At 68.5% G+C, this 26,207-nt stretch carries 22 protein-coding genes; 13 read left to right on the top strand and 9 right to left on the bottom strand.

Annotated features, from left to right (window positions below; genetic code table 11):
* Positions 1-94: 94 nt before the first annotated feature.
* Together B0I29_RS13720 and B0I29_RS13715 are read right to left on the bottom strand one after the other, a co-directional pair.
* Complete coding sequence (locus B0I29_RS13720) at positions 95-583, bottom strand: TspO/MBR family protein (protein WP_111649333.1); 489 nt, start codon at positions 581-583, stop codon at positions 95-97.
* A 42-nt stretch (positions 584-625) separates the two neighbouring features.
* A complete protein-coding gene (locus B0I29_RS13715) occupies positions 626-1,258 on the bottom strand; it encodes a TetR/AcrR family transcriptional regulator (protein WP_220091309.1) in 633 nt (210 codons plus the stop codon).
* 55 nt (positions 1,259-1,313) lie between these two features.
* On the opposite strand from B0I29_RS13715, the gene B0I29_RS13710 reads away from it, so the two are divergent.
* Together B0I29_RS13710 and B0I29_RS45725 are read left to right on the top strand one after the other, a co-directional pair.
* Positions 1,314-2,891, top strand: coding sequence for a CocE/NonD family hydrolase (locus B0I29_RS13710; protein ID WP_220091308.1), 1,578 nt, complete (start codon positions 1,314-1,316; stop codon positions 2,889-2,891).
* 78 nt (positions 2,892-2,969) lie between these two features.
* Positions 2,970-3,119: a hypothetical protein gene (locus tag B0I29_RS45725; RefSeq protein WP_181557796.1), complete on the top strand. Its 150-nt coding sequence runs from the start codon at positions 2,970-2,972 to the stop codon at positions 3,117-3,119.
* Here the strand turns inward: B0I29_RS45725 and B0I29_RS13705 are convergent.
* Positions 3,116-4,810, bottom strand: coding sequence for an alpha-glucosidase (locus B0I29_RS13705; RefSeq protein WP_111649332.1), 1,695 nt, complete (start codon positions 4,808-4,810; stop codon positions 3,116-3,118). The genes B0I29_RS45725 and B0I29_RS13705 overlap by 4 nt on opposite strands.
* 82 nt (positions 4,811-4,892) lie before the next feature.
* On the opposite strand from B0I29_RS13705, the gene B0I29_RS13700 reads away from it, so the two are divergent.
* From B0I29_RS13700 to B0I29_RS13685, 4 genes are all read left to right on the top strand, one after another.
* Positions 4,893-5,894, top strand: coding sequence for a glycosyltransferase family 4 protein (locus B0I29_RS13700; protein ID WP_111649331.1), 1,002 nt, complete (start codon positions 4,893-4,895; stop codon positions 5,892-5,894).
* Positions 5,895-6,053: 159 nt separating this feature from the next.
* Positions 6,054-7,220, top strand: coding sequence for a glycosyltransferase (locus tag B0I29_RS13695; protein ID WP_111649330.1), 1,167 nt, complete (start codon positions 6,054-6,056; stop codon positions 7,218-7,220).
* Positions 7,221-7,269: 49 nt separating this feature from the next.
* Entirely contained in the window at positions 7,270-8,385 is a 1,116-nt protein-coding gene (locus B0I29_RS13690; RefSeq protein ID WP_111649329.1) for a glycosyltransferase, read from the top strand.
* Positions 8,386-8,429: 44 nt separating this feature from the next.
* Positions 8,430-9,866, top strand: coding sequence for a glycoside hydrolase family 130 protein (locus B0I29_RS13685; protein WP_221402158.1), 1,437 nt, complete (start codon positions 8,430-8,432; stop codon positions 9,864-9,866).
* An 87-nt stretch (positions 9,867-9,953) separates the two neighbouring features.
* On the opposite strand, the gene B0I29_RS13680 is transcribed toward B0I29_RS13685, so the two are convergent.
* Positions 9,954-10,781 carry a methyltransferase domain-containing protein gene (locus tag B0I29_RS13680; protein WP_111649327.1) on the bottom strand — a complete coding sequence of 276 codons (828 nt, stop codon included), beginning with the start codon at positions 10,779-10,781 and terminating at the stop codon, positions 9,954-9,956.
* A gap of 221 nt (positions 10,782-11,002) precedes the next feature.
* On the opposite strand from B0I29_RS13680, the gene B0I29_RS13675 reads away from it, so the two are divergent.
* A complete protein-coding gene (locus B0I29_RS13675; protein ID WP_111649326.1) occupies positions 11,003-12,022 on the top strand; it encodes a Gfo/Idh/MocA family protein in 1,020 nt (339 codons plus the stop codon).
* Positions 12,023-12,153: 131 nt separating this feature from the next.
* Here B0I29_RS13675 and B0I29_RS13670 read toward each other — a convergent pair whose 3' ends face one another.
* From B0I29_RS13670 to B0I29_RS47410, 5 genes are all read right to left on the bottom strand, one after another.
* A complete protein-coding gene (locus B0I29_RS13670; RefSeq protein ID WP_245972506.1) occupies positions 12,154-13,161 on the bottom strand; it encodes an amidohydrolase family protein in 1,008 nt (335 codons plus the stop codon).
* A gap of 200 nt (positions 13,162-13,361) precedes the next feature.
* Positions 13,362-14,588: a kynureninase gene (kynU, locus tag B0I29_RS13665; RefSeq protein WP_111649324.1), complete on the bottom strand. Its 1,227-nt coding sequence runs from the start codon at positions 14,586-14,588 to the stop codon at positions 13,362-13,364.
* Positions 14,585-15,436 (bottom strand): tryptophan 2,3-dioxygenase, encoded by an 852-nt coding sequence (locus tag B0I29_RS13660; protein WP_111649323.1) that lies wholly within the window; start codon positions 15,434-15,436, stop codon positions 14,585-14,587. Before B0I29_RS13660 ends, kynU begins: the two co-directional genes overlap by 4 nt.
* A gap of 22 nt (positions 15,437-15,458) precedes the next feature.
* Complete coding sequence (locus tag B0I29_RS13655; RefSeq protein ID WP_111649322.1) at positions 15,459-15,860, bottom strand: YchJ family protein; 402 nt, start codon at positions 15,858-15,860, stop codon at positions 15,459-15,461.
* 27 nt (positions 15,861-15,887) lie between these two features.
* The gene (locus B0I29_RS47410; protein ID WP_111649321.1) at positions 15,888-16,385 is read right to left on the bottom strand and encodes a methyl-accepting chemotaxis protein; all 498 of its coding nucleotides are present in this window, start codon (positions 16,383-16,385) and stop codon (positions 15,888-15,890) included.
* Between the two features lie 193 nt (positions 16,386-16,578).
* Between B0I29_RS47410 and B0I29_RS13645 the strand changes: the two genes are divergently transcribed.
* From B0I29_RS13645 to B0I29_RS13620, 6 genes are all read left to right on the top strand, one after another.
* On the top strand, positions 16,579-17,574 hold the full coding sequence (locus B0I29_RS13645) for a LacI family DNA-binding transcriptional regulator (RefSeq protein ID WP_111649320.1): 996 nt from the start codon (positions 16,579-16,581) through the stop codon (positions 17,572-17,574).
* 302 nt (positions 17,575-17,876) lie between these two features.
* Positions 17,877-19,256 (top strand): ABC transporter substrate-binding protein, encoded by a 1,380-nt coding sequence (locus B0I29_RS13640; protein ID WP_111649319.1) that lies wholly within the window; start codon positions 17,877-17,879, stop codon positions 19,254-19,256.
* Between the two features lie 57 nt (positions 19,257-19,313).
* Positions 19,314-20,249: a carbohydrate ABC transporter permease gene (locus B0I29_RS13635; protein WP_111649318.1), complete on the top strand. Its 936-nt coding sequence runs from the start codon at positions 19,314-19,316 to the stop codon at positions 20,247-20,249.
* Position 20,250: 1 nt separating this feature from the next.
* The gene (locus tag B0I29_RS13630) at positions 20,251-21,126 is read left to right on the top strand and encodes a carbohydrate ABC transporter permease (protein WP_111649317.1); all 876 of its coding nucleotides are present in this window, start codon (positions 20,251-20,253) and stop codon (positions 21,124-21,126) included.
* A 76-nt stretch (positions 21,127-21,202) separates the two neighbouring features.
* A complete protein-coding gene (locus B0I29_RS13625) occupies positions 21,203-22,762 on the top strand; it encodes a glycoside hydrolase family 13 protein (RefSeq protein WP_245972504.1) in 1,560 nt (519 codons plus the stop codon).
* Positions 22,763-22,854: 92 nt separating this feature from the next.
* A complete protein-coding gene (locus B0I29_RS13620) occupies positions 22,855-26,166 on the top strand; it encodes a CARDB domain-containing protein (RefSeq protein ID WP_111649315.1) in 3,312 nt (1,103 codons plus the stop codon).
* Positions 26,167-26,207 lie beyond the last annotated feature (41 nt).

Here is a 26,207-nt window from a genome sequence, read left to right as displayed (position 1 = left end):
ATGTGCCACCTTGCCGGTGGACCGAGTGACGCGTGGGGAGTTCCGTGAAAAAAGCTCGGATTTTTACCCGTGAGGCTTTTTTACGTCCAAAAGCTCAGTTAGCCGACCAGATCGCGGCATTCAGGGCAGTGGCGAAGGAGACCCACGCCAGGTACGGCAGCAGCAGCCCGGCGGCGACCTTCGAGATCGGCCGGAACTTCCAGATAGTCACCACGATCAGCACCCAGAGCACAACGATGTCGATCAGCGCGAGCCCGTACTGACCGGCGCCGAAGAAGATCGGGGTCCAGATCGCGTTCAGGACCAGCTGTGCGGCGTACCAGTTGAGCGCGGTGGACCAGCCGGTACGGCGCCAGACCAGCCAGCCGCTCACTGCGATCATCGCGTACAGAACGGTCCAGACGGGGCCGAACAGCCACGATGGCGGCGCCCAGGACGGCTGGACGAGGTTGTTGTACTCGTTCGCGGTCCCGGCCACGCCGAGCCCGCCGATCAGCGCGGCCACCGTGACGGCCACGAAAAAGCCGGCCAAGGCGAGCCACGGCGAGACGCGCCTTTCCGAACGCACCACATGACTGCTCATGCCCTCGGAATTACCCGGCCGCTCGCCAATCAATCTCGATTATCAAGAATTCCCGGTCGCCTGGTTAACCAGTCCGGTGATCACCCAGTCCGCGATCCGCTCGAAGTCCGGCGGCTCGCTGCCGCCTTCGGCGAAGGCCGCCGCGAGCCGCGGGAAGTCGCCGCTCGCCATCGCCGCGACGATCTGGGTGACCTGCTCGGTGCCGGTCGAGTCGCCGGCCAGCTCGGCGGTCACGTACGACGCGACGAAGCCGGTGAGCAGGGCGAGCACCGCCATCCGGGTGCCGCCGGAGAGGCCGGACGGCTCCAGCGCGCCGAGCCCGTGCTCCAGATAGGCGAGCAGGTTGAGCCCCATCACCGACCGGCCGGCGAGTGCGCCGGTCAGCCACGGGTGCTTCAGCATCATCGCCCGCTGGGCGCCGACCAGGGCGAACAGGTCGGCCCGCCAATCGCCGGTGAGCGCCGGCAGCTCCATCTCGCCGGCCACCCGGTCCACCATCAGGTCGATGAGGTGTTCCCGGTCCGGCACATAGGTGTAGAGCGACATCGCCCCGGCGCCGATCTCGGACGCGACCCGCCGCATCGTGACGGCGTCCAGGCCGTCCGCGTCGGCGAGCCGGACCGCGGCGGCGAGCACCTGCTCACGGTTGCGCAGCGGTGGACGGCCTCGTGGCACAGGGAACCTCCTGGTACTGTTTTCGGTACAGCGTACGAAAAAGGGAGCGTGACGTATGCAGCAGCTGCCCTTGATCCTCCGATTGATGCGGCGGCGGGCCCGCAAGGGCCCTGCCGCACGCTACGACGTCACCTGGGAGCGGGCCGTGCCGGTGCCCGGCGCCGACGGGAACACCCTGCTCACCGACCACTACGCGCCGGTCACCGGCGAGCCGTGCCCGACGATCCTGCTGCGCGCGCCCTACGTGCGCGGCGGCTTCCCGTGGAACTACCTGTACGGCGCCCTCTTCGCCGAGCAGGGCTTCCACGTGCTGCTGCAGAGCACCCGGGGCACCGGTGGGTCGGACGGTGAGTTCCACACCTGGCGCAACGAGGCGCCGGACGGGCAGGCTGCGGTCGAGTGGATCCGCAAGCAGGAGTGGTTCAGCGGTGATCTGTTCACGCTCGGCGCGAGCTACATGACCTACACCCAGCTCAGCCTGGCCGCCGAGCCGCCGCCCGAGTGGCGTGGCGCGATCGCCCAGGTCGGCCTGATCGATCCGCACGCGTTTTTCTGGCCGGGCGGTGCGTTCGCGCTGGAGCGCTCGCTCGTCGGCGGACTGGCCATGTTCGGTCAGGCAGCCACCTTCTGGGACAACGTGAAGGCAGTCCTGCGCCTGCAGCGGCACCTGCGCCGGGCCACCCTCGGCCTGCCGCTCGCCGAGGCCTACCAGGCGCCGTTCGGCGGCCGGCGCGCGGAGTTCGAGCACTGGCTGGAGGCCCCCGACGCCGCCGATCCGTACTGGGCGGGTGCCGACGTCACCGACTCGGCCGCGGCGCTGCCCATCCCGGTCACCCTGATGACCGGCTGGCACGACCTCGCCACCGAGCAGGTGATCGAGCTCTATCGGCGGCGGCACGCCTCCGGGATGCCGGTCGAGCTGCTGATCGGCCCGTGGACGCACACCAGTTCGCTCGGCGAGGGCTGGACCGAGACGTTCACCCAGGCCCTGCGCACGCTGCGGGGCGAGACCCCGGCCCAGCCGGTCCGCGTACACATGGGTGGGGTCGACGAATGGCGCGACCTCCCCGATTGGCCGCCCTCCGGGCGCCCTTCCACACTCTTCCTCTCCGCGGGCACGTTGCGCTCCGAGGCCGGTCCCGGTTCGACCACATTTCGGTACGATCCAAACTCGCCGACGCCGTCGATCGGAGGCGCTCTCCAGTCGCCGACACAGGGCACTCACGACAACGCCAAGCTGGAGAAACGGTCCGATGTGATCCTCTTCGACACCGAGGCACTGACCGAGGCGGTCGAGGTGATGGGCGAGGTGCGGTTCGTGGCCGACGCGTCGACCACCGCGGCCAGCGGCGATCTCTTCGCCCGGCTCTGCGACGTGTCCCCGGACGGCAAGTCGATAAACGTGTGCGACGGCCTGGCCCGGATCACCGGCGGGCGGACCGAGGTGTCGCTCGGCTCCACGGCGCACCGGTTCCGGCCCGGGCACCGGATCCGGCTGCTGGTGGCAGGCGGCGCGCATCCGAGGTTCCTGCGCAATTACGGGACCGGCGAGCCACCCGGCCCAGCCACCCGCATGATCGCCACCGATACGACAGTCCGGAACACCTCGTTCGTGGTCCTTCCGGTCGTATAAGCGAGGGCTTTCGGTTTAGCGCTCATCGCCGTGGGGGTACAGCGTCGCCGCTCTACCCCCACTCATCGAGGAGCACTCATGTCCATCCAGGGACTCTTTTACTTGATCGCGATCATCCTGCTCGTCCTCGCGGCGCTCCCGATCGGCACCCGCGGCGTCAGCCTGGCCCTGCTCGGCGCGGCGTTCGCCCTGCTCGCGTACTCCTGGCCGACCCTCACCGAGGGCTAGACCTTCCGCCGGTAGACCACTGCCTGCCAGGGGGCGATCGTCGAATCCGCCGGCGCCCCCGGCAGGTTGTTCAGGATCAGCTCGCCGGTCAGGTCCAGCTCGGCCCGGACCGGCTCGCCGGTGAAGTTGCCGATCACCAGCAGTTCGGTGCCGCCGAGCCGCCGGGTGAAGGCGTACAGCCGCTCGTCGTTCGGCAGCAGCATGGTGAAATCGCCGTCGACCACTGCGGGCTCGGTGTGCCGCAGCTCGATGAGCTTGCGGTACCAGTGGAAGACCGAATCCGCGTCGGCCTGCGCGGCAGCGGCGTTGATCTCGGTATGGTTCGGGTTGACCGCCAGCCAGGGCGTCCCGGTGGTGAATCCGGCGTGCGGCGAGCCGTCCCACTGCATCGGGGTACGCGCGTTGTCCCGCCCCCGCGCCCGTAGGACCGTCAGCACCTCGTCCGGGCTCCGGCCCTCCATGTCGAGGGCCTGCCGATATTGGCCGAGCGCCTCGATGTCGCGGAAGTCGCCGATCCCGGCGAACGGGTAGTTCGTCATCCCGAGCTCTTCGCCCTGATAGATGTAGGGCGTCCCGCGGTGCAGGTGCAGCACGGTGCCGAGCATCTTGGCCGACGCCACCCGGTACTGCTTACTGTCGTCTCCGTACCGGGAGACCGCGCGCGGCTGGTCGTGGTTGTTCCAGTACAGGCTGTTCCAGCCCAGGTCGGCGAGCCCGGCCTGCCACCGGCCGAAGATCGCCTTGAGGTTGGTGAGCTGCAGCGGCATCAGCAGCCACGGGTCCGGGCCCCGGTCGACCCACACGTGGTCGAACTGGAAGACCATGTCGACCTCGTGCCGTTCCGGGTCGGTGTGCAGCCGGGCCTGTTCCACGGTGACGCCGGGCGTCTCACCGACGGTCAGCAGGCCTTCCCGGCCGGCGAAGACCTCCCGGTGCATCTCCTGAAGGAACTCGTGCAGCCGCGGGCCGCCGATGAAGGAGTCCGAGCCGTCCGCGTACGCCGAGCCGGCGCTGAGCCGTCCGTCGCGCAGCGACCCGTCTTCGCCGATCACCTTGGAGATCATGTTGATGACGTCCATCCGGAAGCCGTCGACCCCGCGATCGAGCCACCAGCGCATCATCGCGTAGACCGCCTGACGGACCTCCGGGTTCTCCCAGTTGAGGTCGGGCTGCTTCTTCGAGAACAGGTGCAGGTAGTACTCGCCGGTCTTCTCGTCGTACTCCCAGGCCGGGCCGCCGAAGACGGAACCCCAGTTGGTCGGCTCGGCGCCGGGCGTTCCCGGTTCCATGCCGTCGCGGGCCGGGCGCCACCAGTACCAGTCCCGCTTCGGGTTGTCCTTCGACGACCGGCTCTCCAGGAACCACTGGTGCTCGTCGGAGCTGTGGTTCACCACCAGGTCCATGATCAGCTTCATGCCGCGGGCGTGCGCGCCGGCCAGCAGCTCGTCGAAGACCTCCAGGTCACCGAAGAGCGGCTCGATGTTCTGGTAATCGCTGATGTCGTACCCGTTGTCGTCCTGCGGCGACGGATAGATCGGCGACAGCCAGAGCACGTCGACGCCGAGTTCGGCCAGGTAGTCGAGGTGGCCGACGATGCCCCGCAGGTCGCCCATGCCGTCGCCGTCCGAGTCCGCGAAGCTCCGCGGGTAGATCTGGTAGACGACTGCCTTCTTCCACCACGAATCCGTCATTGCTCTTCTCTAACACGAGAACGCGCTTGATACCGGCCAGGCATACTGTCGACGTGGTTACGACCGGAACACGTGATTTGTCATGAAGGTCGCACTCCTGGGCCCCATCGCATGGCGTACGCCGCCGCTGCACTACGGCCCGTGGGAGCTGATCACCAGCCTGATCGCCGAGGGGCTTGTCGCCCGCGGTGTCGACGTCACGCTCTTCGCCACCCTGGACTCGGTCACCGCGGCCACCCTGGACGGCGTCGTACCCACCGGGTACGAGGAGAACGACACGATCGACGGCCGGGTGTGGGAGGCGATCCACGTCAGCCACGCGCTCGAACGGTCCGGCGAGTTCGACCTCATCCACAACCACCTGGACTGGTTACCGCTCGCCTTCTCGGCACACTGCCGGGCGCCGATGCTCACCACCATCCACGGATTCTCCGGACAGAACATCCTCCCGGCTTACCGAAGGAGCCGCTCGCACTTCGTGAGCATCTCCGACAGCGACCGTTCTCCCGATCTGGAATATGTGGCAACCGTTCATCACGGCATCGACCTGAGCGGTTTACCGTTCCATCCGGACGGCGGTGACGACCTCATCCTCTTCGGGCGCATCCATCCCGACAAAGGAACCGACATCGCCATCGAGATCGCCCGCAGAGCCGGACGGCGGCTCATCATGTGCGGAATCGTGCAGGATCGTGATTACTTCGCCGAAAAGGTGGAGCCGGAGATCGACGGCGAACACGTGGTCTATCTCGGCTCGGTCGGCCCGGAGGAACGCGGCGCCATCCTCGGTTCCGGCGCGGCACTGCTGCACCCGATCAGGTTCGCCGAACCGTTCGGGCTTTCCGTCGTCGAGTCCATGGCGTGCGGCACACCGGTGATCGCGTACCGAAAGGGGTCGATGCCGGAAGTCGTGGACGAGGGTGTCACCGGTTACGTCGTGGATACCGTCGACGAGGCGGTGGCGGCGGTCGGGAGGATCGCCGCGGTCGATCGAGCGGCCTGTTCGGCACGCGCGCGGTCACGCTTCTCCGCCGACCGCATGGTCGAGGAGTACTTGGCGATTTACCGAAAAATCGTCAGCTGATTAGCTGGATCTTGTTAACGTCCCAATGTGAATTGCGCGTTAACCGGCCCTTTTTCTCGGACCGCCTCTGCGCCGTTCCCGCGCGGTTTACGACACCGTGCCCGCGCGCGCTGAGTCCGTGCTGCGGGGAGGCAGCCGGCCGAGGAGAAAGGCCCTGTCATGCCCGCGACATACGGGTTTCTGAGCACATATCCCCCCACGCAATGCGGTTTGGCGACATTCAATGCGGCACTCGCGACCCACCTGGTGTCCGGGACCCCCGGCTCAGGCGTCGTACGCCTGCTCGCCAGCGACAACACGAGCGGTGGGATCGAGCTCGACGGGGCAGCCCCACGGGTCGTACACACCTGGCACACCGACCGCCCCGGCGGGTGGGTCGCCGCCACCACCGCCCTGAACCGTTTCGACGTGGTGATCGTCCAGCACGAGTACGGCATCTACCCCGGTGACGCCGGGGCCGAGATCCTGCCGGTGCTGCGCGGCCTGCGGGTACCGGTGATCGTGGTCCTGCACACCGTGCTGACCCACCCGGACCAGCAGCAGCGCACCGTCCTGGAGCAGATCGTCGCGACGGCCGACGCCGTGGTGACGATGACCGACACCGCGCGTACCCGGCTCACTGGCTTCTACGACGTGGACCCTCGCAAGATCACCGTGATTCCGCACGGCGCGGCCAGTCACGCGGGCCTGCCCCGGTCGGACGCGGGTGAGCCGAACCACCGGCCGCACCTGCTCACCTGGGGCCTGCTCGGGCCCGGCAAAGGCATCGAGTGGGCGCTGCGCGCTCTGGCGTTCCTTGACGACGTCGAGCCCAGGCCGATCTACACGGTCGCTGGGCGTACCCACCCGTCCGTCCTCCAGCAGCAGGGTGACGTGTACCGGGACTCGCTCAAGGCGATCGCCGAGGACCGCGGTGTCGCCGACTGCGTCCGGTGGGAAGACGTCTACCTCGATCCGGACGACCTGTCCCGGCTGATCACCTCGGCCGACGCGGTCGTGCTGCCCTACGACTCCACCGAGCAGGTCACCTCGGGCGTGCTCATCGAGGCGGTGGCCGCCGGGATCCCGGTGGTGGCGACCGAGTTCCCGCACGCGGTCGAGTTGCTTGCGGACGGGCCTGGTCTGCTCGTACCCCATCAGGATCCGGAGGCGATGGCGATGGCCATCCGCAGGGTTCTGGCCGAGCCGGGCCTGCCCGGCCGGCTCACCGGCCTGGCCGGTGGCCCGACGCTGCGCTGGCCCGCCGTGGCCGCGCGATATTCCTCGCTCGCCGCCCGCCTGACCGCCGACCGCCGGCCGCTCGCAGCGCAGACGATTTCCGCATGAGCGAGCTTGCGAGCTCATGCGGACGCATGAATTCAGTGGAGTTGGCAGCATGAGCGTTCCGTTGAGGCTGATTCCGCCGCCGATTCAGCTGCGTGATGTTCCGGAACCCCGCTGGGATCACGTGTTCCGGCTCTCCGACGACACCGGCCTGCTCGAACACGCCCGTAACGCGATCGCCCGGCGTGAGCACGGATACTGCGTCGACGACGTGTCCCGCGGCCTGCTCGTGGCCGTGCGCGACCCCCGGCCCGGACCCGAGCTGGTCCGGCACGCCGAGCGCTACCTGGCGTTCCTCACCCACGCGCAGGGCGCGGCCGGCGGCTTCCGCAACCGGATGGGCTACGACCGCCGCTGGCAGGACGAACCCTCGCTGGGCGACTGGTGGGGCCGGGCGCTCTGGGGACTCGGCACCGCCGCGGCCCGGGCCCGGACGCCGTGGCTGCGCCGGGAGGCGATGCACGCGTTCCGCCAGAGCGTGCGCTGCCGGTCACCGTGGCCGAAGGCGATGGCGTTCGCCGGGCTCGGCGCCGCCGAGGTGCTGCGCGCCGACCCCCGTGACCGCGAGGCCGCCCAGCTGCTCGGCGACGCGGCCACCGTGATCGGCATGCCCGGATCCGACCCGCACTGGATCTGGCCGGACCGCGAGCTGACGTACGCGAGCGCATCCCTCGCCGAGGTCGTCATCGCCGCCGGCGACCTGCTCGGCGACGAGAGCATGCTCACCGACGGGCTGCGGATGCTGGCCTGGCTCTGCGAGGTCCAGGAGCACCACGGCCACCTCTCCACCGTCCCGGTCTGTGGCTGGCGGGCCGGCAAGCACCGCAGCCGGATCGGCGACATCGGCTCGCTCGCGCCCGACCTGCTCGACCAGCAGCCGATCGAGGCGGCCGCCACCGCGGACGCCTGCGCCACAGCGGCCGCGGTCACCGGCGACGAACGCTGGGATGCCCCGCTCTTTCAGTCGATCGCCTGGTTTTTGGGCGACAACGACACCGGAACGGTGATGTGGGACAGCGAGACTTCTGGTTGTTATGACGGTTTGACGGTTGATGGTCCTAATCTGAATCAAGGAGCCGAATCCACCCTCGCGCTCGTCTCCACCTTGCAGCATGCCCGCAGGCTGGCGAGCCGGAGCGCGACCCGACCGTCAGGCGGCCTAGCGTGACCGCAACCGTGAATACGCAAGACATCACCCGTCACAACCTCACCATGACGCCCGACGGCCGTCGCGTCGTGATCAAGCTGTTCGTGCCCGGCGAGGACGCGCACGCCACGCACAACCGCGCGGCCTGCATGATCGAGCGGATGCTGCAGCTCGACGAGAGCGACATCAACGCGCTGCTGGACGACGTGCTGAACCGCTTCGCCGGGCGGCATCACGACATCCTGTCGACGTTCCAGCACCACTACGAGGTCGTCCAGCACCGTGTCCCGTCGGAGATCGAGCTGTCGCCGGCGGCCCGGACGCTGATCGGGGCGTACTTCAGCCACGAGTTCTCGGTCGAGGCGGCAGCGCTCTGCAACCCGTCGATCGTCCCGCACCCCGACCAGGCCGATCTCGCGCCCGGCGAGTTGCGGGCGGCGCTCAGCCTGCGGCAGATCGGCGAGGGGCACATCTCGTCCATCGGCTTCTGCAGCGTGATCCTCGGGCCGGGCGGAGCCATCCGGCTGGAGGATCGGGACGGCCCGCTCGGCATCGGCCAGCGGGTCGGCGCCAAACACATGCGGCATCAGCTCTTCGCCGCGCTCGGCGACGAGGACATCGACACCGAGGCGTCCGCGTACATTCTCGGGGCCCTGCCCGAGCGGTACGACGACCAGGTGTTCGAGGACATCCTCAGCCACCTGCCGCCGGAGATCCTGGCCCGGCCCAACACGCCGATGACCATGGATCTGATCCGGCGGATCGTCATGGACGACTACGCGGTCACCTACCCGCCGACCATGCCGCTGCACCAGCGGGTCATGTGGCCGACCACCCCGAGCGAGAGCCGGGGCATGGAGGACGCACGGTTCGTCCAGGTGATTGACCCGGACGGCAGGCCGGCCTATCAGGCGACGTACACCGCCTATGACGGGTTCAACATCTCCGGGCGGGTCATCTACAGCCGGGACCTGCGGCACTTCGAGGTCACCACGCTGCACGGGCCGGCGGCCCGCAACAAGGGCATGGCACTGTTCCCGCGGTACATCAACGGGCGGAAGATGGCGCTCTGCCGCTCCGACGGCGAGACCCTAGGGCTGGCCGTCCGCGACGAGAAGCACCGGTGGCAGCCGGCCGGGCCGCTGCTCGTGCCGCATCGGGGCTGGGACCTGATCCAGGTCGGCAACTGCGGCTCACCGATCGAGACCGAGGCCGGGTGGCTGGTGCTCACCCACGGCGTCGGCCCGATGCGCCGGTACGCCATCGGCGCCATGCTGCTCGACCTGAACGACCCGTCGAAGGTGATCGCGGATCTCCCGCAGGGCCTGATCGACCCGGACGAGATCGAGCGCGAGGGGTACGTGCCGAACGTGCTCTACTCCTGCGGCGGTCTCGTGCACGACGGCCGGTTCTGGTTGCCGTACGCGTCGAGCGACGTGCGGATCGCGTTCGCCAGCATGCCGCTGGACCGGCTCCTGCACCGCATGCAGCCGATCACCTGATGATCACGGTGCCGGCGCTGTTTCAGCGCTGGCACCGTTTCAGCCCGGCGCTGTCCAGGCCGGCGCTGTTTCAGCGCTGGCACCGTTTCAGCCCGGCACCGTGCCGGCGACCACCCAGATCGTCAGCACCGCCAGGAACGTCCCGCTCGCTCCGGCCGCGTCGACGCAGGCCAGCCACTCGTCGCGCAGGCCGGGCGGCGTCGCCCAGGTCTCCTCCGGCACCCGCGGGTTGACCATCGGCAGCACCACGGCCGCCGACTCCGGCGTGGTGAAAACACAGGTCACCGGCGTCGCGGTGATGCCGCTCAGACCGTTCGCCACGAGGCGGCGCCGCAGCGTACGCCCCATGTCGTGCTGTTTCGGCGTGAAGTGACCCCGGACGTGGGCCATCACCACCTCGCCGAGACCGGCCGGCATCCCGTCGAAGCCGAGCGACGACCAGTCGGTGTCGATCAGGCAGATCCGCCCGCCCGGCCGGGTCACCCGGATCAGCTCGCCGATCGATCGATCGGCGCTGTCCACGTGCTGCAGGACGCGCTCGCACCAGACCCCGTCGACACTGTCCGAGGGCAGGTCCATGGCGCCGACGTCGCCGGTCACGTACCGCACGTTGCTGCCGTCGTGCCGGGCGACCGCGGCGGCCGTGATCGACGCCGAGTGGTCCAGGGCGATCACCTCGCCGGTGGGCGACACCTCGGCGGCGAGCCGGCGGGCCACATCGCCACTCCCGGAACCCGCGTCCAGCAACCGCTGACCCGGGCGTGGGCGCAGCATGTCGAACGCGACACGGCGAACCCGCCGGATCTCGGTATGCCGGCCCATCTCGGTGAGGGCGTCGAGCACCATCGCGGACATCGAGGCCGGCAAGCCGTCGATGTCGGCGAACGGGGTCCGTTCCTTCTGTGCGGGTTCCATGGGACCGATTGAACATCGGCGAGAGCCCGATCGGCTGCCCCCGTCATCCATCTGACAGGGGCCGCACCTGCCCTTTCGCTAGATCGCACGTCCTTGTGTGCGCAATCCGCACGACGAACTGCCTCGACTTGCGATACACCCTGAGTGATGGGGCGTGCATCACACGTAACGGCGGAGATCGTGTGCAACAGGATGGCAACGGATGTGAAAAACTTCCGGACATGATCGAGCGGGTTAAGTTCGGGCTGGTCGGCTACGGCACCGGTGGACGCGTCTTCCACGCGCCCCTGATCGCCTCTGCTCCGAACATCGAGTTCGTCGGCGTGGTCACCACCTCCGCGGAGCGCCGGGCCCAGGTCGCGGAGCAGTTGCCGGGTGTCGAGGCGTACGACTCCATCGCCGCTCTGGCCGCCGCCGGCGTCCAGGCCGTGGCGATCTCCACCCCGGCGTCCACCCATGCCGAGCTGGCCGCCGAGGCCATCGCGGCGGGCCTGGCCGTGGTGGTCGACAAGCCTTTCGCCCTGGACGCGGCGGCCGCCCGCAAGGTGGTGACGTCCGCCGAGGAGGCGGGCGTGCTGCTCACCGTCTACCAGAACCGGCGGTACGACTCCGACTTCCTGACCATCCGCAAGCTGATCGACGACGGCCGCCTCGGCGAGATCCGCCGCTTCGAGTCGCGGATGGAACGCTGGGCGCCGGACCGCGAGCCCCCGGCCGCCGGTGGCGGCACGCTGCTCGACTTCGGCTCCCACCTGGTCGACCAGGCGCTGCAGCTGCACGGCCCGGCCACCCGGGTCTACGCGGAGATGCGCGGCGAGCCCCTCGACGACGACTGGTTCGTGGCCCTGCACCACGCGAGTGGCGTCGAGTCGCACCTGTGGGGCAGCTGGCGCCAGGCCGGCCCGGGTCCTCGTTTCCGGGTCACCGGCACGGCCGGCACGTTCATCTCACCGGACCTGGATTACCAGGAGACCCTGCTCAAGGCGGGCAAGACCCCGGCGAAGCTGGGCGACCGCTGGGGCGTCGAGCCCGAGCACCGCTGGGGCCACCTCTTCCGCGGCGCGACCGGCGCGCCGGTGGAGAGCTGCCGGGGCCGCTGGGACTCCTTCTACCCCGCGGTGGCCGAGGCCGTCCTGGGCACCGGCGCGCTGCCGGTCGACCCCTGGGACTCGGTACGCGCCATGGAGGTCCTCGACGCCGCCCGCCAGTCCGCCACAACAGGCACCGCCGTAACCCTCTGACCCCCACTCCCAGCGTGTCGAGTTCGGGTGCACTCCGCACCCCAACTCAACACACAGCAGGCGTGCGACCCCCGCGTGTCGACTTTGGGTGCGATCCGCGCCCGAAGTCGACACACAGGGAGCGTGAGCTGTCAGTGCGGGCGGACGGTCTCGTCTACCACCCGGGCGGTTGCCAGTGACGCGGCGAAACCGTCCGGGTCCAGCTCCAGGCCGGCCGCTACCCAGGCCACCTCGGAGCTATCGCTTTCGGTCATCGCCGTCAGGATCGCACTCGGGTTCAGGCCCGCGCCCCGCAGCGACTCCAGCTCGCGCGTGTTGACGCCGGCCGGCAGCGGGCCGTTGCCCAGGTCGGTGCCGTACCGGACGCTTCCCCCGTACGAAAGGAAGCGCCGCAAGTTGTCGACGGCGATCTCCCTCGCCGGGTCCGGATCTCCCCAGCCGTGGATGTCGAGCGTGCTGATCCATCGCATGCGCGAAGCGCAGGCCCGGGTGAGTGCCCCATCGAGCCGCTCTGTCCAGGGCGTATGCGCCAGGATGCCGACTCCGGCGGCCAGTGCGGCGGCTACCGTTCCGGCGCCTTCGGCGTGTGCGACAACCTCGAGCCCGGACGCGTGCGCGGCGCCGACCAGCGCCCGCAGCGTGTCCTGCGGCAGCATCGGCCCGCCGGCGTGCGCGGTCACCTTGATCAGCGTGGCGCCGGACGACCAGGCCTCGGCAACCGCCACACCGGCGTCAGCGGGCGAGTTGATCTCGCGCCAACTACCGGCGGGCGCCCACGGACGGTCGCTCGGATAACCGCCAGGAGCGATCAAAAACGGACCGGCATAGCGAATGCGTGGCAGCTTCGAGCCCGGCTGCCGGGCGCGTGCGGCAAGATCTTCGACCGCCGACGGTACGCCGCCGAGGTCCCACACCGACCCGATCCCACCGGCCCGGACGGCACCGAGATCAACCAGCGCCGAGTGCACGTGCGCGTCGACGAGGCCGGGCAGCAGCGTCCCCGGGTAACGCCGGGTCCCGGAGACCGGGGCCAGCTCGGCCGGGACCGGCTTGATCACGCCGTCGTCGCCGACCCGCAGCGCGACGCCCTTGCGGAGCCGCCCACCCCACCAGACCGAGTCCGCGATCAGCCACTTCACCGGCGTCGCGCAGCCGTCCCGCAGAGCCGAGACCCCGCACCCGCCACCGGAAAGCCCACCGCAACAACCACCACCGGCGCCAGAGCCAGCCGCGCCGTCCACCGCCGCACCAGCGCCAAAGCCCGCCGCGCCAGCGCCGGCGCCAGCCGCGCCGTCCGCCGCCGCCGTGCCAGCCGCGCCACCATCAGTAGGAGCAGCGCTCATCGCTGCTTCTCCAGCAAATCGCGCAGCACCGCCAAGCCCTGGTGCACCTCGGTGAAGCTGGTGCTCAACGGCGCCGGCCCGATCCGCAGCCCGTCCGGCCGCCGGTAATCCGGGATGACCCCGCTGTCCCAGAGCGGCTCCAGCAGCGCCTCGAACCCGGCCCGCCGCAGCGTCACGTGCCCACCGCGCCGCGCCTGCTCACGCGGGCTCACGACCTCGACCCCGAACGGCGCGAGCCATTGATCCGCCAGATCCAGTACGTAATCCGTCAGCAGCAGCGACTTGGTCCGGACCTCCTCGATGCCGGCCTCGGCCAGCATGTCGAGGTTGGCGTGCAGCGGAACCATCGCGAGGATCGCCGGCGTACCGCTGAGCAGCGCGCGAATCCCCGGCGCGGGCTCGTGGCCGTGTCCCATCTCGAACGACGCCCGGTGTCCCATCCAGCCCTGGATCGGCTGGCGCAGCGAGTCCTGCAGCTCCCGCCGCAGGTACGCGAAAGCGGGCGCACCCGGCCCGCCGTTGAGGTACTTGTACGTGCACCCGACGGCGAGGTCGACACCCCACTCGTCGAGCGAGATCGGCACCGAACCGGCCGAGTGGCACAGGTCCCACATGGTCAGCGCGCCGGCCGCGTGGGCGATCCGGTTGATCTCCGCGATGTCGGCAAGCCAACCCGACCGGTAGGCGACGTGGCTGAACAGCACGAGCGCGGTCCGCTCGTCGACAACCGAAGAGACCTGATCGGGGTGCACACCGGAAACCGGGTCCGTCGAGATCCAGACCAGCTCCAGGCCCCGCTCGGCAGCGATGCCCTCCAGGACATAGCGGTCGGTCGGGAAGTTGTCGGTGTCCAGCACCACCCGGTCGCGGCCCGGACGGGCGTCGACGGCGGCCCGCGCCAGCTTGTAGATCAGCACCGTGGTGGAGTCGCCGATCACGGTCTGTCCGGCCGCCGCACCGAGGGCGATGGAGCCGAGCCGGTCACCGAGGGTGGTCGGCCAGTCCAGCCAGCCGTCGGTCCAGCCACGGATCAGCCGGCCGCCCCACTGCCGGCGGATGAAGTCCTCCATCAGGGCGGCGGTCGCTTCGAGGGGCCGGCCCAGCGAGTTGCCGTCCAGGTACGAAAGCAGGTCGGACGCGGGCGCGGTGAGGAACCTGTCCCGGTACGACGCGAGCGGGTCAGCCGCATCCAAAGCCGTGGCACGGCCCAGCAAGTCGCTCAACGAGGTACTCCGATCTCGGTACGGACGGCGTAAAGCTCCGGGAAGAATGTCAAATCGAGAGCCGCCTTCAGGAACGAGACCCCACTCGAACCGCCGGTGCCCCGTTTCACGCCGATCGTCCGTTCCACCGTCTTGAGGTGCCGGAACCGCCAGAGCTGGAAGTTCTCCTCCAGGTCGACGAGCTCCTCACAGGCCTCGTAGACGTCCCAGTTCTGGTCCGCGTTCTCGTAGATCCGCCGGAAGACCGCGACAAGATCCGATCGATAGTCCCAGGGTTCGGTGACGTCCCGCTGCAGGATCTCCACCGGCACATCGTGGCCGCGCCGCGCCAGGAAGTGCAGGAACTCGTCATAGACCGACGGGGTCGCCAGCGCGTCCTCCAGCAGCGCCCGCGCGGCCGGTTGCTCGTCGAAGATGGTCAGCATCCGGCGGTCCTTGTTGCCGAGCAGGAACTCGATCGCCCGGTACTGGTACGACTGGAAACCCGACGACGTCCCGAGGAAGCTGCGGAACTCCGCGTACTCGGTCGGGGTGAGCGTGGCCAGCACGGACCACTGCTCGGTCAGGGTGCGCTGGATGTGCTTGACCCGGGCCAGGCCCTTGAGCGCCGGGCGCAGCTCGTCCTTCGCCAGGTACTGCTGCACCGCCCGCAGCTCGTGGATGACCAGTTTCAGCCAGAGCTCGGACGTCTGGTGCTGGAGGATGAAAAGCAGCTCGTCGTGGTGCGCGGGCCGGCTCACCGGATGCTGCGCCTCGAGGATCTCGTCGAGGTGCAGGTACTCCCCGTACGAGAGGTTGACCTTGAAGTCGCGGACAATCCCGTCCTCGAGCGGCCGTTGAGCCGGCATCTTCGTTCTCCTCGTCGACGATCTACAGCGGTAAGGGACCCCAGTAAACCCACTGTCCCTCGTGCCGGACGAAGCGGCTCAGCTCTTCCATCACGCCGGGCTTGCCGCCCTCCCGGTAATGCGCACGGAAGCGGACGGTCCCCTCGGCGTCGAACATGCCTCCGCCGGTCGTGTCGAGCACCTCAAGGCGTACCCAAGAAAGGTTTGGCTCGTCGGCGAGGTCGGCCTCGTGCTCCGGCCGGGTCTCCGGATGCCAGGTGCGGTAGACGTAGTCGGTGCGTCCCCGCGCATACGCGCTGAAACGCGAGCGCATGAGAGCTTCCGGACTCGCCGCCGGCTTCCCGTCGTGCAAGGTCTGACAACAGCTTTGGTACGCCGGAGAGCCGCACGAACAGGTCGAGGAGGAAGCACGCCGTTTCGCCATGGCGGGGATTGTTGCAAACCCGCCGGGTCAGCCGGCCTGCTGCTCCACGACGATGCCGCTGATCACCTTCTGGCAGCGGTCCAGCTCTTCGATGAGCCCTTGCATCTCCTCGATGGCGGAGACCGCGTTCTGGGTGTCCGAGCGGATCCCGCCGACCTGCGTACCGATGTCGTTCGTGGCCGTGGCGGTCTCGTTCGCCAGGTCCTTGACCTCGCTCGCGACCACGGCGAACCCGCGGCCGGCGTCACCGGCCCGTGCCGCCTCGATGGTCGCGTTGAGCGCCAGCAGGTTGGTCTGTTTCGCGATCGTGGCGATGAGCTGCACGACCTTGCCGATCTCGGTGCTGCTCGCTTCGAGCCGCTGGATCACCTGGACCGCGGTCTCGGCCGCCCGCACCGCCGCCTGGGTCGCGGTGGCCATGTCGTTGCTGACGTTGGCGAGCCGGAACACGGAGTCGCGCTGCCGCCCCTGGGCACCCGCCGACCAGTCGTCCTGCACGGCTTCGTCCTGCTGCCAGTCGGACATGTGGTGGCGGCCCCTTTCTCCCGGTTGTCGTAAAACATCCCATCCGGACCACCGCTTCCGGGGCGTTTTGCCTGAACACGGGTGCGCTGGTCGCCGTACCGCTGCTCACCGCTTGCAAGCACAGCCAAATCGGCCTCCCTCGAAGCGCTTCGCACGGTTCAGTTTTTGCAAGTTTCTGACGTAGGATTCCGACGTGACCAAACGTCTTGCCGAGGTGGCAAAGAAAGCCGGGGTCAGTGAGGCGACCGTCAGCCGGGTGCTCAACGGGCGCAGCGGCGTCTCCGAGGCCACCCGCACATCGGTTCTCACCGCCCTCGATGTGCTGGGCTACGAGCGGCCCACCAAACTCCGCGGCGAGCGCGCCCGCCTCGTCGGCCTGGTCCTGCCCGAGCTGCAGAACCCGATCTTCCCGGCCCTGGCCGAGGTGGTCACCGGCTCGCTGGCGCAGCGCGGCTTCACCCCGGCCCTCTGCGCCCGCACGATCGGCGGCGTCCCCGAGTCGGATTACGTCGAGATGCTGCTCGACCACCAGGTCTCCGGCGTCATATTCGCCGGTGGGTCGTACGCGTTGACCGACGCCTCGCACGAGCACTACCGCCGCCTCACCGACCGTGGCCTCCCGGTCGTGCTGGTCAACGCGGGCGTCGACGAGCTGGGCTTCCCCCGGGTCTCCACCGACGACGCGGTCGCTGTCGAGCAGGCGTGGGGCCACCTGCGCTCGCTGGGCCACGAGCGGATCGGCATGGTCCTCGGCCCGGAGGGGCACGTCCCGTCCGGCCGCAAGCTCGCCGCGATGATCCAGGTCGCCGGCGACAACCCCTCGTTCGTCGAGCGTTCCAGCTTCTCGATGGAGGGCGCCCGGGTCGCCGCGACGAAACTGGTGGAGCGCGGCGTCACCGGCATCATCTGCGCCAGCGACGTGCTCGCCCTGGGCGCGATCCGGGCCGCCCGCCGGCTGGGCAAGGCCGTGCCGGCCGACGTGTCGGTGGTCGGTTTCGACGACTCCGCGTTCATGACCTGCACCGATCCGCCGCTGACCACGGTGCGCCAGCCGATCGAGACGATGGGCCAGGCAGCGGTGGACATCCTGGTCAGCCAGATCGAGGAGGCCCGGGTCCTCAGCGACGAGCTGCTCTTCGAACCGGAGCTGGTGGTCCGCGGCTCCACGGGGCCGGCACCCACGCACTAGAAAAGGCACAGCAGGCCGTCGACCGCTTCCAGCGGTCGGCGGCCTTCTTGCGTACCCAAAATCAGGTCGTGAAACACGGCCGAAACACGCCACTCCCCTCAAAACGGTCCACTGTCGGGATCTGCCGAATCTAAGTCGTGTCTTTGCAAAGCACGATCGAAACCTTGCCGACATAAGTTGCTCTGGTTACAGTGACTCCACTCACTCCCCCACGGAGTGCAAGCCACCGAACGCACTCCGTGGGACCTCACTGATTTCAAGCGATGACCGTGGATAACACCCGCTCCCGAAGGGATGGACCGATGTCCGTACCGCAATACCGGAAGGTCGCAGCGCTGGCGCTCGTGGCCGGCCTGGGGCTCAGCCTCACGGCGTGCTCCACGAAAAGCGACGACGGCGGACAGGAGGCCGGCGGCAAGGTCACCATCACTGTCGACTGCCAGCCGGTCGGTGCCCAGAAGGAGCTCCTGGCGAACTGGAATGAGGACGTCGCGGCGTTCCAGCAGGAGAACCCCGACATCATCATCAAGAGCGTGAGCGTCGGCGAGCAGTGCAACAACCCGCCGGACTTCACCGCCCGCCTCGCCGGCGGCACCATGACCGACGTCTTCTACGGGTACATGACCGACCTCGGCCAGGTGCTGGACTCCGGCCAGGCGATGGACATCACCGAGTTCGCGACCAAGGACAACGTCCCGACCTGGGACAGCGTCGACCCGGCCCTCAAGGAGGTCTTCACCGACGGCGGCAAGCTCTACGCCGTGCCGGTGAAGAACTACTCGATGGGCCTGGTCTACAACAAGGTTCTGTTCGCCAAGGCGGGCCTCGACGCCGCCAACCCGCCGAAGACGTGGACCGAGGTCCGCGACGCGGCCAAGAAGATCTCCGCGCTGGGTGACGGCGTCGCCGGGTACTCGGAGTACAGCGCCGGCAACACCGGCGGCTGGCACTTCACCTCGCTGCTCTACTCGCAGGGCGGCACCATCCTCAGCGAGGACGGCAAGAAGGCCGCCTTCAACACCGCCGAGGGCAAGCAGGTCCTGCAGAACCTCAAGGACATGCGGTACGGCGACAACAGCATGGGCAGCCGTCAACTGCTGCAGTGGGGCGACCTGCTGACCAACGCCGGCGCCGGCAAGGTCGGCATGTTCGTCGGCGCACCGGACGCCACCCAGGCGATCGTCAGCCAGTTCCAGGGCAAGTTCGAGGACTGGGCGATGGCTCCGCTGCCCGGTCAGACCGGTGCGGCAAAGGGCACGCTCGGCGGCGGCGAGGGCTACTTCTTCAAGAAGGGCCTCACTCCGGAGCAGGTCAAGGCCGGCCTGAAGTGGATCGCGTACCAGAAGCTCACCCCCGGCAAGGGCCAGTTCGACTACGAGCGGGCCAAGCCGCAGAACTACCCGGTGGGCCTGCCCCAGCCGCTGCTCTTCGCGAACGGCACCGAGGCGCAGAAGCAGGAGTTCGACCTGCGTAAGGCGAACGCCAACGTGGACACCGCGAACTTCGCGCTCTTCGAGGCCACCCCGGTCGCGATCAAGGGCGAGCCGCGCAACGCGCAGGCGATCTACGCGGTGCTCGACTCGGCGATGTCCGGAGTCCTGACCGACAAGAACGCGAACATCGACACGCTGCTCAAGACCGCTGAGGAGAAGGTCAACCAGCTGCTGGCCGCTGGTAGCTGACCCGGATGGGTGCGGGGGCCGCAGGGCCCCCGCACCTCTGTGAACTAGGAGTTTCCCTTGGCGATCATGACCGCGCCCGCGCCGCCCCGGACGACGGCAGCACCCTCGACCTCATCCAAGAGCCGCCGCAAGATCCGGGACAACCTCACCGGGCACGCGTTCCTGATCGGGGCGGTCATCTGCTTCGCCCTCTTCATGTGGTACCCGATGATCCGCGGCGTCGTGATGAGCTTCCAGCGAACCCGGCGCGGTGAGACCACCTGGGTGGGCTGGGACAACTACGTCCGGATCGTGGCCGACCCGAGCTTCTGGACCGCCTGGCAGAACACCTTCTACTTCACGGTTCTCGCGCTCGTCCTCGGTTACGTGATCCCGTTCCTGGTGGCGATCCTGCTCAACGAGTTCCGGCACGCCAAGGGTTACCTGCGGATCCTGGTCTACCTGCCGGTGATGCTGCCGCCGGCCTCGGCCCTCTTCCTTTTCAAGTTCTATGCGTACGACCCGAGCGAGGCGGGCCTGTTCAACGCGATCCTCGCGGGGCTGGGCCTGCCCACCTCGGAGTGGATGCAGTCACCCACGATGACGATCCCGGCCATGGTCATCGCGTCCACCTGGATGAACATGGGCAGCGCCGTGCTGATCTATCTGGCCTCGCTGCAGAACATCCCGGGTGAGCTCTACGAGGCCGCCGAGCTGGACGGCGCCGGCCTGGTGAAACGGATCTGGCACGTGACGATCCCGCAGACCAAGCTGATCCTGGCGCTGCTCGCGATGCTCCAGATCGTCGCCACCATGCAGCTCTTCATCGAGCCGCTGATCCTGGCGAACGGCGCGGGCACCCAGGACTCGGCCACCTCGGTCGCGTACCTCATCTACCAGCACGGCTTCTTCCAGAACGACCTCAACGGCGCGGCCGCCCTCGGCGTGATCATGCTCGTCGTCCTGGCCGCCTTCTCCGCCGTGTACGTCCGGCTGAGCACGAAGGAGAACTGAGATGTCGTCCCGGACCCTCGTCTCGCAGGCACAACTGCAGCGTGGCCGCGGCAAGGTCGTGTACTGGACCCTGCTGTCGGTCGTCGTCCTCGGCTTCACCCTGGTCTTCCTCGGACCGCTGTACTGGATGGTCACCGGCGCGCTCAAGAGCGGCCAGGAGATCGCGCAGACCCCGCCGACGCTGTGGCCGCAGGACCCGCAGACGCAGAACTACGTCGACGCCTGGACCAACCTGGCCCTCGGCAAGCTGCTCTTCAACACCTTCTACTACGCGGCCGGGGCGGTGGTGTTCCAGCTGGTGTTCGACACGGCGGCGGCGTACTCGCTGTCGAAGCTGCGGCCGGTTCTCGGCAACGTGATCCTCGGTCTCATGCTGGCGACGCTGATGATCCCGGCGATGGTGCTGATCGTCCCGCAGTACGTGACCGTGATCGACCTGCCGATCCTGCACATCAACCTGCTCGACTCGCCGTTCTCGATCTGGCTGCCGCTGGTCGCGAACGCGTTCAACATCTTCCTGCTCAAGCGGTTCTTCGACTCGATCCCGGAAGACCTGATGGCGGCCGCGATGGTGGACGGCGCGTCGCCGCTGCGCACGCTCTGGTCGATCATCCTGCCGATGTCGCGGCCGATCCTCGGCGTGGTCGCGATCTTCTCGGTGACCGCGGTGTGGAAGGACTTCCTCTGGCCGAAGCTGGTCATGCCGTCACCGGAGACCCGTACGGTCAGCGTCGGCATCTACGCGTTCGCCGGCGGCACGCCGCAGAACGTCGTGATCGCGGCGTCGGTGATCGCGGCCATCCCGACGGTGATCATCTTCTTGATCTTCCAGCGCAACATCATGTCCGGCCTCACCTCGGGCAGCCTTAAAGGTTAAATCCGGATTTATCAGGGTGGACGATGTGGTCCGCCAGGTTCAGCACGCCCAAAAACGTCCCAGAAAGCAGGTGCTCGTGTCCTCTTGGTGGAAGAGCGCGGTGATCTACCAGGTGTACCCCCGAAGCTTCGCCGACTCGAACGGCGATGGTGTCGGCGACATCGGTGGCATCCGAGCCCGTCTGGGGCACCTGCGCGACCTCGGGGTCGACGCCATCTGGATGAGCCCCTGGTACCCGTCGCCGATGGCGGACGCCGGTTACGACGTCGCCGACTTCCGTGACATCGACCCGGTCTTCGGCAGCCTCGCCGAGGCCGAGGCGCTGGTCGCCGAAGCGCACGCGGCCGGCATCAAGCTCATCGTCGACATCGTCCCGAACCACATCTCCAGCGCGCACCCGTGGTTCCAGGCCGCACTGGCCTCCCCGGACGCGCCGGAGCGGGACTACTTCTGGTTCCGCCCCGGAAAAGACGGAAAAATGCCGACCGACTGGACCGGGGAGTTCGGTGGCACCACCTGGACCCAGGCACCTGACGGCGACTGGTACCTGCACCTGTTCACCCCGGAACAACCCGACCTCAACTGGGAGCACCCGGACGTCCGGAAGGAGTTCGAGAGCATCCTGCGGTTCTGGTTCGACAGGGGTGTCGACGGCATCCGGATCGACTCGGCAGCGCTGCTCTTCAAGGACACGACGTTCCCCGAGGTGACCGAGGGCGCCCCGCACCCGTTCCACGACCTGGACGCGGTGCACGACGTGTACCGCTCGTGGCGGCGGGTCGCCGACGAATATCCCGACCGGGCGCTGATCGGCGAGGTCTGGATGCCCGAGGTGGACCGCTTCACCAACTATCTGCGCCCGGACGAGCTGCACGCCGCGTTCAACTTCGACTTCCTCGGCTGTGCCTGGGATCCGGCGCTGATGCGGGCGTGCGTCGACCGTACCCTCGAAGCCCATGCGACGGTGGGCGCGCCGCCCACCTGGGTTCTGTCGAATCACGACGTCACCCGGCACGTGACCCGGTACGGCCGCGCCGACACCACGTTCAGCTTCGACAACAACCTCGACGGCACCCCGGTGGACCTCACGCTGGGCACCCGCCGGGCCCGTGCCGCCGCACTGCTGTCCCTCTCGCTGCCCGGCTCCGCCTACGTCTACCAGGGCGAAGAGCTCGGTCTCTGGGAGAACGAGAACATCCCCGAAGATCAAATTCAGGACCCGATGTACGCGCGACGCGGCCACACCCGTGACGGCTGCCGGGTGCCCCTGCCGTGGTCCGGTGACGAGCCGCCCTACACGTTCACCGAGGGTGACCCGTGGCTTCCGCAGCCCGCCGAGTGGAAGGACCGGACCGTCCAGGCGCAGTCCGGCGACCCCAGCTCGATGCTGGAGCTGTACCGCTCGGCGATCACCCTGCGCCGGGCCGAGCCGGGCCTGCACGCACCCGCGATGACCTGGCTCGACGGCGGCCCGGACGTGCTGGCCTACACCCGCGGACCGGACTTCGCCTGCGTGCTCAATCTGTCGGCCGGTCCGATCGCGCTGCCGGCCGGAACCACTCCGCTGCTGCTCAGCAGCCCCCTCGACGACAGCGGTCTCCTCCCGGTGGATACCGCCGCCTGGCTGCGGCTCTAAAGCCGCTCAGTCGTCCGGGCGTCACGGGTCCACCGCCGGTGACGCCCGGCGTTGCACCACCCCCGTCCCCGTTCAGAGAGGCGCTCCCCAAGATGTCTCGACTACGACGAAGGATCATCGCCGCGACGGCCGCGGCCACTTTTGTCGCCGCGCTCGTCCACGCGCCGGCAGCATCGGCGGCCGGTCCCAACCTGGCCGCCGGCAAGACGTTCACCGCCAGCAGCACCTCGGACGTCTACGGCGCCGGCAACGCCGGTGACAGCAACGCGAACACGTACTGGGAGAGCGCGAACAACGCCTTCCCGCAGTGGCTGCAGGTCGACCTCGGCGCCGCCGCCGACGTCAACCAGGCCGTTTTGAAGCTGCCGCCGGCGACCGCGTGGGCCACCCGCACGCAGACGCTGACCGTGCAGGGCAGCACCAACGGCTCGTCGTTCAGCACGCTCAAGGCGAGCGCGGGTTACGTCTTCAACCCGAGCTCGGCGAACACCGTGACGATCGACTTCAGCACGGCGAACGTCCGCTACGTCCGGCTGACGATCACCGGCAACACCGGCTGGCCGGCCGGTCAGATCTCCGAGCTGGAGGTCTACGGCCCGACCGGCGGCAACCCGGACCCGGATCCGGACCCCACGACGCCGCCGCCGACCGGCACGAACCTCGCGGCCAAGAAGCCGATCGAGGCGTCGTCGACGGTGCACACGTTCGTCGCCACCAACGCGAACGACGAGGACACCGCGACGTACTGGGAGGGTGGCGCGTACCCGGCCACGCTCACCACGAAGCTCGGCGCTAACGCTGCGTTGACCTCGGTCGTCGTGAAGCTCAACCCGAGCAGTGCCTGGGGCACCCGGACCCAGAGCTTCGCGATCCTGGGACGGGAGCAGTCGGCCACCTCTTTCACGACGGTGAAGGCCGGTGCCGCGTACACATTCAATCCCGCGAGTGGCAACACGGTGACCATCCCGGTCAGCGCAACCATCTCTGACCTGCGTCTTTCCTTCACCGCGAACAGCGGTGCGCCGAGCGGTCAGGTCGCCGAGGTGCAGGCGTTCGGCTCCCTGGCGCCCAACCCGGATCTCACGATCACCTCGACCGGCTTCACCCCCGCCGCGCCGGTGGAGACCGACGCGATCACCGCGTCGGCCACGGTGCGTAACGCGGGCTCCGCCGCGTCCGCAGCAACAAACGTCAACTTCTACGTCGGTACGCCCAAAGCGGGCACCGTCGCGGTGCCGGCTCTCGCGGCCGGGGCATCCACGACGGTCTCGGTGAACATCGGCGCCCGGGACGCCGGCAGTTACCAGCTGTCCGCCAAGGTCGACGAGGCGAACACGGTCCTCGAGACCAACGAGGCGAACAACAGCTGGACCCACCCGTCGGCGCTGGTCGTCACCCCGGTGAGCAGCTCCGACCTGGTCGCCTCGGCGGTCAGCTGGTCCCCGGGCACCCCGGCGGCCGGCAACACCGTCACGTTCTCGGTGACCCTTCGCAACCAGGGCTCGGCCGCCTCGGCCGGTGGCGCGCACAACGTCACGCTGACCGTGCTGAACGGCTCGACAGTGGTCCGCACGCTGACCGGTTCCTGGACCGGAACCCTGGCCGCCGGGGCCTCCTCACCGGCGATCAACCTGGGCACCTGGACCGCGGCGAACGGCCGGTACACGGTCCGCACGGTGATCGCGAACGACGGCAACGAGCTGCCGGTGAAGCAGGCCAACAACACGGCTGAGAAGCCGTTCTTCGTGGGTCGCGGCGCCAACATGCCGTTCGACTTCTACGAGGCCGAGGACGGGCAGACCGGCGGCGGCGCGGCGGTCGTCGGACCGAACCGCACGGTAGGCGACCTGGCCGGCGAGGCGTCCGGACGCAAGGCCGTGACGCTCAACGCCACCGGCGCCTACGTCCAGTGGACGACCCGAGCCGCCACCAACACGGTGGTCGCGCGGTTCTCCATCCCGGATCTTTCCAGTAGTTCGATCAACGTGTATGTGAACGGCACGCTCAACAAGACCCTGCCGCTGACCTCCAAGTACGCATGGCTCTACGGCAACGAGGCGGCCCCGCAGAACTCCGGCACCGGGCCGCGGCACATCTACGACGAGGCGAACATCCTGCTGACCGGTTCGTTCCCGGCCGGCAGCACGATCAAGCTGCAGAAGGACGGGGCGAACTCCGGCCCGATCGCGATCGACTTCATCAACACCGAGCAGGTCGCGGCCCTGCCGAACCCGGATGCGGCTCGCTACGTCGTGCCGTCCGGTTTTGATCAGCAGTCGGTGCAGAACGCGCTGGACGCCGCCCGCCAGGACACCTCGAAGCTCGGTGTGTACCTGCCGGCCGGTGACTACTCCACCTCGAACAAGTTCCAGGTCTACGGCCGGTCGATCAAGGTGGTCGGCGCCGGTCCGTGGTTCACCCGCTTCCGTACCCCGGAGAGCCAGACCGAGACGGACGCCGGCTTCCGGGCCGACGCCACCGCCAACGGGTCGACGTTCGCGAACTTCGCGTTCTTCGGCAACTACACGATCCGCATCGACGGCCCCGGCAAGGTGTTCGACTTCGCCAACGTCGCCGACGTCACGATCGACAACATCTGGGCCGAGCACGTGGTCTGCCTCTACTGGGGCGCCAACACCGACCGCATGAAGATCACCAACTCGCGCATCCGGAACACGTTCGCCGACGGTGTGAACATGACAAACGGCAGCACCGACAACCTGGTCGACAACAACGAGGCCCGGGCCACCGGCGACGACAGCTTCGCGCTGTTCTCGGCGATCGACGCGGGCGGCGCGGACGAGATCAACAACGTCTTCTCCAACCTCACGTCGATCCTGACCTGGCGCGCCGCCGGCCTCGCGGTCTACGGCGGTTACGCCAACACGTTCAAGAACATCTACATCGCGGACACCCTGGTCTACTCGGGCATCACGATCAGCTCGCTCGACTTCGGGTACCCGATGAACGGGTTCGGCGCCTCCCCGCCGACCAGCTTCGACAACATCTCGATCGTGCGGGCGGGCGGCCACTTCTGGGGCGCTCAGGTCTTCCCGGCGATCTGGGTGTTCAGCGCGTCGAAGGTGTTCCAGGGCATCCGGGTCAGCAACGTCGACATCGTCGACCCGACGTACTCCGGGATCATGTTCCAGACCAACTACGTCGGTGGTCAGCCGCAGAACATCATCAAGGACACCGTCTTCACCAACGTCACGATCACCGGGGCGCAGAAGAGCGGTGACGCGTACGACGCCAAGTCCGGTTACGGCATCTGGGCCAACCCGCTGCCGGAGGCCGGGCAGGGTCCCGCGGTCGGCTCGGTGACCTTCAACAACCTGCAGATGAGCAACAACTTCCGCGACATCGAGAACCCGACCAGCACGTTCACGATCACCCGGAACTAGTTTTTCCATGAAGGGGGCCCGCGCCGATCTCGGCGCGGGCC

It is taken from the genome of Actinoplanes lutulentus (assembly GCF_003259845.1).
Classification (GTDB): Bacteria; Actinomycetota; Actinomycetes; order Mycobacteriales; family Micromonosporaceae; genus Actinoplanes; species Actinoplanes lutulentus.
Note: the sequence above shows the minus strand (reverse complement) of the source record. Positions and strands in the feature narration are given on the sequence as shown.